This window comes from Pseudoalteromonas umbrosa (genome assembly GCF_030125375.1).
Classification (GTDB): Bacteria; Pseudomonadota; Gammaproteobacteria; order Enterobacterales; family Alteromonadaceae; genus Pseudoalteromonas; species Pseudoalteromonas umbrosa.
The window spans coordinates 77,628-90,885 of the sequence record NZ_JASJUU010000009.1 but is presented as its reverse complement, the minus strand read 5'-3'; the positions used below and the strand labels follow the sequence as shown (position 1 = coordinate 90,885).

The window sequence follows — 13,258 nt, the reverse complement described above, 5'->3', positions numbered from 1 at the left end:
CACATCGTGGCCCGTGACTAAACTTAATTGTGCAGTTAACTGAAGAATTAACCCCAGTCTAGTTGGTACTTCAAAGCGAAGTCCTGCGGAAGCATGATGGGTAGACCCATATCACGCGCTTTTTTAAGTTTAGTTGTCGAGCCAGTAGGGTTTAAAGTGACAACCGTTGTGGTTTTCTTTGTAACACTGCTGCCCACTTTGCCACCTTCTAATTCGATGATGTCTTGTAAGTCAGCGTCTCTAAATTCGGTGAATACAATCACTTTGCCGTCAAGTATGCCCGATGATGCGGTTATATCCGTCAACACCTTCACGTCAGCGACTTCCTTTATAAACGCGAGGAAGTTAGGCCAACGCTGCATAAAGCGTTGTGCACTCTCAACTGTAAAGTCTTCACCGTCAGCTATTCGTTGTACAATTGTGTCATTATAGGCGATCGGCTGCAAGTCTGTTAACTCTGGGGCAGAGCAAAGTGCGCTCTTTGACTTCGCTTCGCCAAACCCTCGACCAAACACAGCAGAGGCTGCCATCAATTTGTACAAGGGCACTCCCTGTGTTTTAACTTGGTGTATTTGGGCATAAATACTCTCTGCTGAACGGGTTTTGATCCCCTGTACATCAATCAAGGCTCGGATATCCAAAGCAAGAAAATCCTTTAAGCTGGTGTAACCTTCTTGGTAGATCCGCTTCACTGTCCCAAGCTTCATACCCGCCATGCCCATGGCAGTTAAAACATGGGAAATCTGTTTTATATCAGATTCTTGAGAGGACTCCCCAGCGGGTAAAACTAACTCTACGCCACGTTCATCCCATTCGTAAGCGCGTTCAGGAAACTGCATCTGCGCACGTTCGGTCACAGCAAAAATATCAGGGATCACATCTCCAGATCGCAATAGCACCACCTTCGCACCTGGGCCAATCCCATCGCGTTCAATGGCTCGGGCGTTTTCGCCATGGCACCAGTTGTATGTGGCCCCACCGATGATCACAGGTTGGATCTTAATCCGTGGTACCCACACATTGTAACGAGATAAATTCCATTCGATATACTCAACTTCAGTGCTCGCCATTTGCTCTGGCAGCGGCATTTTAAAGGCTGCCATATGAGTTGGGTTACCCTCTGTCACTAAACTATGCTCAACATTGGCTGTGACAATTAAACCGTCTATTTGAAATGCGCTGCTGGCACGTCTAGCGGTATAAATCTCTTCCAAAGAACGCATAAACTGCGCTTGTGTGGACTTTGATACATTTACACACTGATACCAAGCAGTTTTAAAACCGCGTTGCTCTAAACGCTGCATTTGCGCTAGAGGCAAGGCGTCCAAGCTCGGATAAGCAAAGGCGATAAATTGCAAGTATCCTGTATTTTCATCACTGTCTAACTTGGCGGTCATTCCTGCAACCATATGACGAGCTGAGGTTTTTTTCTCAATATTATGCACATTGCTGACGCTGGATAGGGCGTTAAAATCGTTTTGTGAGAGGATTACTTCGCCTTTGATCACCTCGCCTACAGTCAGTGGAGGTAAAGCGAGATAGGGTAATAAGTGGTCCCAATTTGTTCCTTCGTTACCGTCGCCACGGCTTGCAAAGTGATGGCCGCTTTCATCGCGCCAATATGTGCCACTAAGTCCATCTAACTTGTCGCTCAATACAAATTGAGTGGGAGCATCGTGCTTTAAAAACTTGCCGACAAAACGTTCGAGCCCTTTTGTCCGTGCTTTAATTTTATCGGCGCTGCCGCTGTAATAGGGTAATTGCACGGTGTCACCTCTGGCGCTAGCTCCAGTATGGTGATCAAGTGCAATGCCTTGGGCAACGCTTAGTTCACGTAGTACATCATAGTGACTATCAGCGAGTAAGGGCTCAGCAGTATTGTAGTAAAAATCATCTAAAATAGAGATTATGTTAAGTAAGCTGTTTTTTGTTGTGTTTTGCACTGTTGCCGTAGCGTTTTCAACAAATTCACATAACCAATCAAAGACTTCAGAGTGATCCGCAAGCAAGGTGCTCGCCTGTGGCGATAGGGCATTATTCATCATATTATCCGTCCGTTCATACCATTGTACAATGGTAACTTGTCTCATTTATTTAGCATTGCATATCAATGCAATGCTAGCTATTATACGTGCACAAAATTGATACGCAATCCCTTATGGGGCAGTGTTTTATATTATTTGAGACGAGCAAGTTAACGCGCAAATCATATGATTTATTTCGCGTCTAGACATTGCAAGAACAGAGAGAATCTCGGCCAATGGCACGCAAACTTAAATTCGATATTTTAGCCTTTTTAGAACTACATGGTGTTGATTACAGAACATCTGGTAAAAACTGCGCAAAAGGACACTGTGTCGTGTCTTGCCCAATGTGTGAAGCCGAGGGTGACCCAGATCCCTCTATGCATATGGGGATAGAGCTGAGTTCTGGACATTGGGGCTGTTGGCGCTCCAGTCATCACCGCGGCAAAAAGCTCACGAGCCTGATGACCAAGCTCACCGGAATAAGTTTTAAAGAGGCCGCACAATTGGTCGGTGATGCAGCTGAATCAGTAGATAAAGAAGAGTTTGATGCGCTTGCACAGTGGCTCAGCGGGATAGAGGAGCAGGCGAATCCTGCGGTTCAATCTCCCCCGAAAACCCTGCCTATGCCGAGCAGTTTTAGACCGATCACGGACAGTCGTTTTGCTCAGCCATTTCGCCGTTACCTTGAAAAGAAACGTGGTTTTCGACGTCAAGACATTGATAAAGTCATCAAGACGTATGACTTAAGATATTGCGTACAATCAGGCAGTTGGCAGCAACGCTTAATTTTACCTATCTACCGTGATAACAAATTAGGCACCTACACAGGTCGCTCTGTAGACCCAAATGAACAGTTGCGATACAACTCTTTAAGTAAGGATAAGTCTGTGGTCAATATCAAAGAGACCATTTATGACTATGATGGGCTAATGAATACCACAGGGCGAGCATTGTTTGTTGTTGAAGGGCCGCTTGATATGCTTAAAATGGATTTTTATGGACGGGCATATGACTGTCGCACAACCTGCTTGTTTTCGAAAACAGCCACGCCCGAACAAATCGCTGATTTGTACAATGTGCACCGCAACTTTGCTTATGTGGTGGTGTTGTTAGATGCCGGTGAAGCCAAATCTGCCAGTGCGCTGCTCGATGAACTATCGCTCATTCCAAACTTGATGTCTTTAGAGATCCCTTATGAAGGTGTTGATGACCCTGCGGATTTATATCCCAGTGAAATTGCTGAGATATGTTCAGAAATCTAATCTCATGACTGGGTGGCACGCCACCCAATAGATGTTACAAAGATACTTTGTATTGCTGCCTTCTCGCCGCTGCTGCGGCTTCACGGCGTTTTTTATAGTCTCGTGATCTGCGCTCACGCTTTTTACTGTCATCGCTGCGCCCCTCTTTGACAATCCCTGACTTACCTGCCACACGTTTTTGCAAACTGGCAAAGACCACCATGTGTAATAACCCTGATTTGATGTAAGAAGGAAATTCACAATCGAAGAGCACAGGGGCTTTGTCTAACCAATTAATCATGGTGTTAACGGTAAACACCACTTTCAACTCTTTAAGTGATGCACCGATTAAATTGGCGGTAATGGTATAAAACTTATAGCGCTCAGCTTCTGTCAATTCGTGGCTGCCAGTTGCTTCATCTAAAAACTGATCAAATGCGCGCTGCTTTTCAATGAGGGCTTTAGCTTGCTTGTCTTGCTGGGCCAACAGCAACTGAAAATTTTTAGCACGATGGCGAGTCTCTGTGTACAAGTAATCTGTGATGGCGCTATAGAGCGACTCACTGCGGCTAAATTGCCCACCGGTATCTACTTTTGTCACCTTGTCACTGGCAACAAACTTCCCACCAGTCATGGTAGCAACCAGTTTTCCTACCGCTTGTAGCTCTTCGTGGCTCAATGCGGCTAGCTCACTTTTTAACTCTGTAGGCACACTGACTCGCGTACTTCTTCTTGTCATAACACTTGCCTTATCGCAGTGCTGTGCAAACTGAGTTGCACAGTATCATTGTTTCGATTATAGGCAGTTATCTTACTGTAAACTAAAGAGTATGTGAAGGTGAAAGTGGCTGTGCGCGAGCATAATTGCGCACAGTGTTGGCCGTGACTAACGCTTTACATAGGCGCGAAAAGAGTAGGGGAATTGGTTTGTTGAGTCCGCAGGCATGATCCCTCTATCAACCATCTCAACGTAATCGTTAGGGATATCAAAACGAGCCCAGCCTTTTTCTGTGGTGGCGTCTGGCAAACTTGTAAACATGGTTGTGAGCCATATACGCTGTACATTCACCGCACTGAATGCTTGCGAATAAATAGACTCCCCGCCAATGATGAAGAGTTTTTGATGTTCAGCTCGATACGAAGGTAGACGCAGCAATAAGTTGTCAAAACTTGAAACTATCAGTGCTTTGGGCTCATCTTGGTCAGATAAATTCCGGTAGTTTTCTAGCCAAGTCTCAACTTCCTTGGTGTTTTTGGTCATGATCACATTTAAGCGATTAGGCAATAATGCGCCAATACTATCTAAAGTTTTGCGCCCCATCACCACCACATGACCCTCGGTCAGTGTTTTAAAGTGTGCAAGATCAGCGCTTTGCTTAAACGGTAAGTTACCATGTGGGTCGCCTATCCAGCCATCTGCGGTCGCGCCAACAATTACATCAAATTCTAACGCCGACTGCGTATTTACTTGTGAAGTCATATCTCGCCTTATTATTTTCGTTGTACAATTAAAAATACAACCGGGCCCAATGATGCATATAGTCAGGCCTTATCTCGGTCTCAAATCATGATCATTGTACGTCGTCCCAGAAGCCTGTCAATGCATAGGGGAAATCAAATTGATGGGGCGTAAAATAGGGGACATGCAGATAAAGGACGACCCGCAAACTGACGTTTTGCGGGCCGCTTTTGAATAATAAGACTTTTAGTGTTAAAGCTAACCTATCTACCCATAAAGCCTTGTTGCTTAAGGGTTTTGCTTATCTAGGCTTGCAACTGCATCTTAGCAAAAGAAGGGCAGTCCTGCTACCCTTATTCGCGAAAACTTTCATTTTTTTGTACAACGTTATATACCACCAGAGATCTTCTCTCTTAAGTTAGGGATAAAGTCCTCTGATGAATACTCGCCAATCACTTCTTGGCATGCCCAATGCTCGCCAGCTTCGGCTTCGACCAGTAATGGTACGTTGATAAAATCAAAGTCTGACAGACACATAAGCTCCGCGACAAACTCGACGGTGTCTTTCACTTCATCTTCAGGACAGTAAAAAGTGATGTCATCGTGGATATTAACCGCAGGTTGAATGCCTTCTTTGACCATTCTATTCATTGCATCCACCACGATGTCTGACGCCGTGCCTTGTACTGGGCTGTTGACTAATTGGTTGTATGACAGCGGCCCATGGCGTTTGCGGCCGGTCATGGTCTGTACGTAGCCGTTGCGCTTGTAAAAGTCGACCATCCTATCTTGATAGCGTTTAACGCCCGCAAAGGTATCCCAAAACTCATCGTATAAAGGTTGGATCACATCCGTTGGGATCTGCAATGTACGCGCACAGCTAAACATGCTTGAGCCAAAGAACAGAGGGAAGACCCACTGGTTTTTAACGCTGCCACGAAAGGCTTTCATTGCTTTGATGTCATCGAGTTTGTCTTCTCCGCCAATCACGCTGGGGTAGGCTGTGGCAATCTTTTTAGCCCATGCCATATGCACATCATAATTATCCCACAAAGCACGACAGAAGTTTTCATCATGACTGATCATACCCCATACGCGGGCTTCAATTTGGCCGTAGTCCACAGAGACGATGTGATGGCCCTTAGGGCAGCTTATGCCTTGACGCACTTTTTTACCGTCACCTCGCTTGGGAAAGTTTTGCGCATTGGGATCTGAACTAGATAAACGCCCAGTCCCTGTGCGGTACAAGTTAAAGCTTGCGTGTAGCTTGCCATCGTCATGAACCAGACCTTTGCGCTTCCCTTTTTTGTCCAACGCTTCATTTGAAAAGGTCCATGCATCTACATAAGTCGACATGATTTTCGTCAATTTACGTAGCTTTCGAATGATCCCCGCACTTTCCAGTCCTGCATTTTCAAGCTTCTCCATCACAGAGTCATCGGTCGAAGGCTTGCGATTACCAAAGTTGTCCTCCACCATGACCTCGGGGCGCTGAAGCATGTCCTTGTACAATACCAATAAATCTGCTGGAGAAGAGTGCTGAAGCTTGCCTTTGCGTCGCCCATAGCGACTGTTGTATTTTTGAATTTCGTAGACTTCGTCTAGGCTTGTTTCTAGCTTGGTGATTTCTGCAATGCACTCTTGGCGGAAATTAGCGAGCCACTCAGAGTTGATGTTGAGGCCGACTTGTTGAGTACGTGCAAGGGTCGCGCAGCTGCGGATCAAATGGCCATGCACCCACTCAGCGTCTTTATCGCCATCAATGAAGGGCCACAATCGTTGTTTTAATAAATACGTGTATTTGGTGTCCATGCCATTATATAAAAGCAGCGTGTGCAAGTCGGCTTTAAGTACGTCCCTGGTATCCACGCTAGTTAGCTCTTTGAGGCGAAAACCTAGGTGGATTTGACACAAAGCATCAAGGTTTAAAACTCCTTGACGGACATCTAATACATAGCCCATCGCCATGGTGTCATCCCATGGTGAGTTCAATATATTATCTCCGTAGAAGTAACTTAACCATTCTTGTTCAAAGGGCAGGTTATGGGCAATTTTACGGGTTTTCTTACGACGTAAAAAACGCCTCAGCGCTTTTTCTATTCGCGCTCTTTGGCGAGTATTCCACCCCTTGGGGTGGTTCACAGGAAATGCGATAGTATGGTCGTCGGTGCCAATGGCAATCGTTACTACCTTGCTTTGATTGCTATAAGGACGCAGCCGTGTGGTCTCGATGTCGATGCCCACTTCTGGCCAAGTCCCCATTTCTTCGAGTACCGTTTCTACGCGGGCCAACTCCTCATCACTTTGGCCCATGATGATTTCAATGTTGTCTTCATAACCGCTGGTGACTGGCTGAGGCGGGTTTTCCGCTAAGGTTCCTCGCTGAATGCCACGGCAAAAGCGTTTGATATCTTGAATAAAAGCACGCTCATATTCATTGATTTCTTTTTGTCGTTCTCTGCGCGTGCTCGCGACATAGTCGACAGAATACAGCGGAAAATACCAAAACGAATGACCCTTGTAGTGGCATAGTACCTGACGACCGCGCCAAGCCTGTATATCCCCTTCACCTAAAAAGTGTTTTAAGGGCGCATAACCCAAGCCCAATACATAAGTTGGACGCTGCGCTAAAAAGTCTTCATCAAAACGACTTCGACAGGCAACCCCTGCGTTGGCCGCTTCGTCATTATCGGGGGTCGCGCCTTGCACGAGCGCGTGTACGGTGATCTTGTTTCGTAACCACCCCGATGGCAACGCACTTTTTAATTGTAGCCACTTAGAGCCTGTTAAAAACTCACCTGCACGCTCATCAATGACCGCTGGCCTGTCTATAACGAGCGCAATATCATTGTCGAGCTCCCCGCGACAAGTCATCTTTTCGCAGGTGTCTTTTAGCGGACAAACATGACAGCCGCCTTTACCTAATGTGCGCATCGGTACCTTTTTATCAATACGCTTTTTCTTTCTGTCTCCAAAGAATGAACCGGCCATGTCATTACTCCACTGAAATGATGTGTGTGGTGTGTGCGTCATTTCTAAATACAATGACCTGTCCACTTGCCCAATGACCTTGATTTAGGACTTTAGCTGCGCGAAGTAGGTGGTTGGGATTGCACATCACTTCGAGTTCTGGGGCTGCTCCCCCTTGCCAGTGATCAACCAAGTCATGCTGCTGTGTCTCTTGCGCTATAATCACTTCTTGCGCATGCTTACCTTCTCGGATGCTCAGGGTTTCTTGGCTTTGATGCTTGTTGACAGCGATTTTATGAATACCCGCTGCGCGTTCAAAGATGGCGATCAGTTCATCATCTACATCAAACCATGCCTGCTCGTCGGTGTGGGGCATTGCCTCTGCAAACACTTCTTCATAGGGCATAACGTCCACATCTGGGATCTCCACCATCAACCAACCATATCCGTCACCAAAGTTACAATGCAAATACGTTTCGCCAAAGCTCATCGTGACCTTGCCGTTATGACCATCAAAGAAATGATTGTACAATTTTAGGAATTGCTTACAGAAATCATTTGGCAATAATACTAAGCTTGGCTTGAAGTCCCCAGTATTTGGGCAAGTTGTACCTTCTACTTCCACCTTAGTCAGGGTCTGATCATCTGTGCTGTACAATGTCAGAGGCTTACCTTTTTGAAACGACAGCGCGACGGAACCAAAGACATCAAAAAAGTATTGTGTATCAATACTTAGCATCGCCGAGGACAGCGCCTCGCAAAATCGGGTATCGACTTCCATTGAAAAACACGCATCATGGGTCAAATGCAGGGGATTGAGCACAAACTCATCGGCACTTTGCGATACAAATGCCATTTTAGAGCGTCCTGCTTTTAAAATGAGATTGTCGCCTTGCGCCTCAAATGTTACTTCACCACTGCGTATGGTACTCACACACTTATTCAGTGCGTTGCCCGGTATGGCGGCACTAAAAGGGGTTTCTAAGGCAATACCAATGGATATAAAGTCGTTGTATGCAAATACACAAGTACCGGTAAAACAGTAGCTTTGCATAATGGGTAAGATATTATTCACGCTCACAGCAGGCTTCACCAACTGTAACGCCTCTTGCAGGTCGTCAGTTTTGCAGCTCATAGTTGTCTCTTTGTCTCAATTATTGATAGCTTCTGACGCTTAAGCGCCATAGCTTTATGCTTTATTTAACCAGCCCGTCGCTTGTGCGCGTCTGGATTAAGTCATTCTATCAGAAGTTATTTTAATTATAAACGCCTGTGAGGCAGTGAATTTTATCTTATGAAAATGAGCAAAGAAGGAACAAAAAAGGCCTTTTTAAAAGGCCTTTTATTGAATGATTAGAGAATAAATTGACCCCCAGCAGGATGTATTGTGATCGCGTGAGCCTGGCTGTAATCATTATTAACTGTACAATCAACATAACTACTATCAGGTAGATTCGTGTTATCAGTCGCCCATGTGCGATAGGCTTGTGAGTCTAGCTTTACTCCATATTGCTTTCTTATCGTAGGCAACGTTTCACCTTCAGGTATGTACGGAAGCCCCATCGTAAGGTTGAAATTATTATATGTATAGCGGATAAAGCTCGAATCCACTTCATTGGTAATGTCCAGAGGCTCTCTGAGTACCTCACGCCCTTTTTGACGCAATACGATGTCACAGCTGACGATCGAACTAATGTCTCCTTCACGTCCTGCAAACCACGTAGCGCCGACATATAGCTCTGAGGTAATATCGCCAAAATATGAGTGAGCAAGTAAGCGTACTGGCATTGGGCAAATAACCTGAGTTGGGATCCCCGCCAACTCTGGATTTGCAATCGTTGGCTGGCCAATCCCAAATCGCTTGCCACTCTCCGATTGGTAAACTGTTTGGGCCATACCACCATATTGACCTATGTTAGTGCCTGCATACTGCTCACCAGCCATACTGCATACATAAGCATAAGAATAGTTAGCATAAGCCATTGTTGAAACTGCACTGGCAAGTAATCCAGCCGTAAATAAAATTACATTCATTTTTTGCATGACTGTTAGCTCCTTTAAAGTGTGTCTCTGTATAACGAATAAGTACCGCTGATGAGCTTAAGATTATCGGCCTCCGGATCTGCGAATCGACAAACAGGTCCAGCAGAGCCATAGGGCTTATGTGGGAACTGACCGTGGTGCGTGTAGCTCATTGTGAGGGTTGATATTTTTTTACCATCGATCATTTCATGCGCCCAGTGGGGGTCGTTAATGCGCAAAGACACATTGCGATAACTACTGTACACGTAGCAATAATCCGTTGATTGACCACCCAAAAACCTGTTAGCTGAATAGGTCATTCTCACAACCGTAACCGAATTACCCCTCAGTGAGCCTATACATGCAACATGGCCCCGATGACCATCAAGCGGGGTTTTTATCGCAATCGCGCCTTGTGCATCATAATAGTTGCGTACGGGACTCTGACAAGCATCTGTCTGATACTGATATAAACCAGCATAAGCCTTTGGAGCATCGTGCATGTCATCAGTGATCACTATAAATTCATCGAGAAACATTCGAGCATTGACGTCTGTGCGATCAATAGAAACACTTTGTATTGCTTTATCCGAATGAAACCCCCAAAAAATGAAGTTCTTAGATTGATATACCATATGAGATGTGCGAGAAATATAGGAAGTACCGTCTTGATATGTCAGGGTAATATTCAGACTCGATAAACCTATCTTTACATCAACTGCTTTAAAACCGAAAGACTTCACAGGTGTATTAAACGCCAGAGTTAGGTCGTTAGATGTCCCTGTAGAATTGAATAACTCAATCGCAGTTTGTCCCTCAGTCGATACACCTTCTAATGTAGAAAAGAGCGACGTCCCAGAAAGTTGTGCAGTTACATCACCGAAACTAACCTGCTGTCCTGAGACGCTCTGCTTGTCTGTAAATTGCTCAAAACTTTGGGTCACTGCCGAAGATGAGACTTGAGCCTTAAAGCGTGATGCTGCATCAGCAACAGCGCTTTCACCCCCTCGTGCAGTTTGTCCAGCCAGCGCGGGGAGAGCGCTGAGTATCAGTATGATAGAAGTAGCAAATAACGCTTTCATTTGATGTTTCCTGATCTTGTTTAAAAGCGGGTTTCTTTTTGTTTGAAGCCCTTATCCTTGTCCTCATAACACTGGTATTTTAAATATATATCACATGTGTTTTGTCATTTTTCACTTGTGGGTTTTGTCTTAAAATACGTCGTTATCCTATGCTACAACACAAATATAATATCCATTATTGTGTGCAGCGCGGCATAGTATACCTGAATTGTTGTACAATAAAAGAAGTAAGCTAAGCTGACCTTAATGGCTCGCGCATTGGCCTTGTTACGTGGTTACCGCTGTAAAGGGGAATGGGAATAAAAAAGGCCTTTTTAAAAGGCCTTAAATCGGGTGGTTAGAAAATGAATCTGCCTGCCGCAGGCAAAATCGTGATCGCGTGAGCCTGACTGTAATCATTATTAACTGTACAATCAACATAACTACTATCAGGTAGGTTCGTGTTATCAGTCGCCAATGCACGATAGGCTTGCGAGTCTAGTTTTAATCCGTATTGCTTTAATACCACAGGAGACGTTTCTCCTTCAGGTGTGTAAGCAAGACCCAAAGAAATATTATAGTTCCAATATGTGTAGCGGATAAAGCTCGAATCCACTTCATTGATAATATTCAGAGGCTCTCTGAATATCTCACGTCCTTTTTGACGCAGTACGATGTCACAACTGACAATCGAACTAATATCCCCTTCACGTCCAGCTAGCCACGCAGCTCCGACATATAATTCAGAGAGAATATCAGAATATTGCGAGTGAACAATTGAACGGACTTGAACAGGGCATATAACCTGAGTTGGGATCCCCGCAAACTCTTCGTCTGCAAGCGTAGGTTGACCTAATCCGTATCGATTACCCGCAGCATTTTGCCAAACTGTTTGGTCCATACCGCCCATTTCACCGGTTTTGGTGCCCGTATACTGCGCCCCAGTCAAGCTACAGCGCATCGCATACGAAGAGGCAAAAGTAGACGTTGATACGGCACTAGCAAGTAATCCAGCGGTCAATAAAATAGCATTCATTTTTTGCATGACTTTTCACTCCTTTAAAATGTGTCACGGGTTACAGAATAAGAACTACCGATCAGCTTCATGTTGTCCGCTTGCGGGTCAGCAAACCGACAATAAGTCGCTGCATAACCGTATGGCTTGTGTGGGAACTGGCCACTGTGTGTGAAGCGAATCGTCATGGTAGATACCTTCTGGCCATCAATCACTTCATGACCCCAGTGCGCAGGACTGATACGCATCGTTACATTGCGATAATTATTTCGCACAAAGCACCAATCTGTCGATTTATTACCTAAAAACCTATTCGCTGAAAAAGACGCTCTGATCACAGAAACCTTGCCGCCTTTTAACGAACCAGTACATGCGATATGGCCATGATTAATGTATTGACCAAGTGGCGTTTTAATCGCTACTGCGCCATTCTCATCCATGTAATCACGCGGAGCGACTTGGCAGCTATCCGTAATATATTCAATAAGTCCCTCATTTGAGGTTGGATCGCGATACACACTCTCCCCAATCACCACGAACTCATCGAGAAAAACTCTATCCTGTACGTCTGTGCGGTCGATGGAAACACTTTTTATGGCTTTATCAGCATGGATACCCCAAAAAGTTAAGTTGTTATACACATGAACCACTTCTGGTAAGTTAAAAGTGGCTGATGTGCCATCTTGATATGCAACCTGAATGTCAAGATTCGCAGATCCTACATTCACATCCACGGCCTTAAAACCAAAAGACCTGACAGGCTTATCAAATGTTAAAACAAGATTTGATAAATCGATTGAAGTCAGCCCTGCCGTTGCTTTGCCTTCCAATTTAGAAAATTTTGAGGCGCCAGATAGCTGCGCTGATACGCCGCCACTGAAGTTGATCCGCTGGCCTGTTACTGATTGTTCATCAGCAAATTGCTCTACACTGTGATGCAGCATTTGCGATGATGCATAAGCACTAAATTGTGATGCTGCAACGGCAACATTATCTTTTTTGTGAGTTGTTCCCCAGTCTATGTCTCGTGCATATACGATGGTATCTTCAGCCAGCGCGGGAAATGCGCTTAGCATCAGTACGATTGAAGTAGTAAATAACGCTTTCATTTGATATTTCCTGATCTTGTTTAAAAGCGGGTTTCTTATTATTTGAAGCCCTTATCCTTGTCCTTATACCACTGATATTATGAAAATCAGCCACGCACGCATTATCAATATTTGCTTGCAGGCTCAATTTTAAATTACAGCAGTGAGGTTGTGCGACACCACAAATAACATCTCATTTATTGTGTGTAGCGGGATATAGTATACCTGAATTGTTGTACAATAAAAGTAGTAAACCACAACTGTCTAAGTAGCTGGTTCGCAGTGCTTTTAGTCGATCTATTATCAAGAAAAGAGCGGTTTTATTTACAGAGAAGGGAGGCGATAAAAAAGGGCCATATTGACCCTTTTGCATAT

At 44.8% G+C, this 13,258-nt stretch carries 10 protein-coding genes; 1 reads left to right on the top strand and 9 read right to left on the bottom strand.

The window, feature by feature from the left end:
- Positions 1 to 47: 47 nt before the first annotated feature.
- Positions 48 to 2,045 carry a BRCT domain-containing protein gene (locus QNM16_RS23450; protein ID WP_284022665.1) on the bottom strand — a complete coding sequence of 666 codons (1,998 nt, stop codon included), beginning with the start codon at positions 2,043 to 2,045 and terminating at the stop codon, positions 48 to 50.
- A gap of 215 nt (positions 2,046 to 2,260) precedes the next feature.
- Here QNM16_RS23450 and QNM16_RS23445 point away from each other — a divergent pair, with 215 nt between their 5' ends.
- Positions 2,261 to 3,289, top strand: a complete 1,029-nt coding sequence (locus QNM16_RS23445) for a hypothetical protein (RefSeq protein WP_284022664.1) — start codon at positions 2,261 to 2,263, stop codon at positions 3,287 to 3,289.
- Positions 3,290 to 3,323: 34 nt separating this feature from the next.
- Here the strand turns inward: QNM16_RS23445 and QNM16_RS23440 are convergent, their stop codons facing one another.
- The 8 genes from QNM16_RS23440 to QNM16_RS23405 form a co-directional block, all read right to left on the bottom strand.
- Positions 3,324 to 4,007 (bottom strand): hypothetical protein, encoded by a 684-nt coding sequence (locus QNM16_RS23440; RefSeq protein ID WP_284022663.1) that lies wholly within the window; start codon positions 4,005 to 4,007, stop codon positions 3,324 to 3,326.
- Between the two features lie 147 nt (positions 4,008 to 4,154).
- Complete coding sequence (locus QNM16_RS23435; RefSeq protein WP_284022662.1) at positions 4,155 to 4,748, bottom strand: dihydrofolate reductase; 594 nt, start codon at positions 4,746 to 4,748, stop codon at positions 4,155 to 4,157.
- A 366-nt stretch (positions 4,749 to 5,114) separates the two neighbouring features.
- The gene (locus tag QNM16_RS23430; protein ID WP_284022661.1) at positions 5,115 to 7,718 is read right to left on the bottom strand and encodes a DNA polymerase; all 2,604 of its coding nucleotides are present in this window, start codon (positions 7,716 to 7,718) and stop codon (positions 5,115 to 5,117) included.
- A gap of 4 nt (positions 7,719 to 7,722) precedes the next feature.
- The gene (locus tag QNM16_RS23425) at positions 7,723 to 8,832 is read right to left on the bottom strand and encodes a hypothetical protein (RefSeq protein WP_284022660.1); all 1,110 of its coding nucleotides are present in this window, start codon (positions 8,830 to 8,832) and stop codon (positions 7,723 to 7,725) included.
- Between the two features lie 218 nt (positions 8,833 to 9,050).
- Positions 9,051 to 9,740, bottom strand: a complete 690-nt coding sequence (locus tag QNM16_RS23420; protein WP_284022659.1) for a hypothetical protein — start codon at positions 9,738 to 9,740, stop codon at positions 9,051 to 9,053.
- Positions 9,741 to 9,754: 14 nt separating this feature from the next.
- Positions 9,755 to 10,801 (bottom strand): hypothetical protein, encoded by a 1,047-nt coding sequence (locus QNM16_RS23415; protein ID WP_284022658.1) that lies wholly within the window; start codon positions 10,799 to 10,801, stop codon positions 9,755 to 9,757.
- Positions 10,802 to 11,138: 337 nt separating this feature from the next.
- Positions 11,139 to 11,825 (bottom strand): hypothetical protein, encoded by a 687-nt coding sequence (locus QNM16_RS23410; protein WP_284022657.1) that lies wholly within the window; start codon positions 11,823 to 11,825, stop codon positions 11,139 to 11,141.
- 14 nt (positions 11,826 to 11,839) lie between these two features.
- Complete coding sequence (locus QNM16_RS23405; protein WP_284022656.1) at positions 11,840 to 12,904, bottom strand: hypothetical protein; 1,065 nt, start codon at positions 12,902 to 12,904, stop codon at positions 11,840 to 11,842.
- Positions 12,905 to 13,258 lie beyond the last annotated feature (354 nt).

Excerpts from the sequence above, each read along its gene's own strand:
- QNM16_RS23425 (WP_284022660.1), bottom strand. The coding sequence starts at position 8,832 with ATGAGCTGCAAAACTGACGACCTGCAAGAGGCGTTACAGTTGGTGAAG.
- QNM16_RS23435 (WP_284022662.1), bottom strand. The coding sequence starts at position 4,748 with ATGACTTCACAAGTAAATACGCAGTCGGCGTTAGAATTTGATGTAATT.
- QNM16_RS23420 (WP_284022659.1), bottom strand. The coding sequence starts at position 9,740 with ATGCAAAAAATGAATGTAATTTTATTTACGGCTGGATTACTTGCCAGT.
- QNM16_RS23415 (WP_284022658.1), bottom strand. The coding sequence starts at position 10,801 with ATGAAAGCGTTATTTGCTACTTCTATCATACTGATACTCAGCGCTCTC.
- QNM16_RS23430 (WP_284022661.1), bottom strand. The coding sequence starts at position 7,718 with ATGGCCGGTTCATTCTTTGGAGACAGAAAGAAAAAGCGTATTGATAAA.
- QNM16_RS23440 (WP_284022663.1), bottom strand. The coding sequence starts at position 4,007 with ATGACAAGAAGAAGTACGCGAGTCAGTGTGCCTACAGAGTTAAAAAGT.
- QNM16_RS23410 (WP_284022657.1), bottom strand. The coding sequence starts at position 11,825 with ATGCAAAAAATGAATGCTATTTTATTGACCGCTGGATTACTTGCTAGT.
- QNM16_RS23445 (WP_284022664.1), top strand. The coding sequence starts at position 2,261 with ATGGCACGCAAACTTAAATTCGATATTTTAGCCTTTTTAGAACTACAT.
- QNM16_RS23450 (WP_284022665.1), bottom strand. The coding sequence starts at position 2,045 with ATGATGAATAATGCCCTATCGCCACAGGCGAGCACCTTGCTTGCGGAT.
- QNM16_RS23405 (WP_284022656.1), bottom strand. The coding sequence starts at position 12,904 with ATGAAAGCGTTATTTACTACTTCAATCGTACTGATGCTAAGCGCATTT.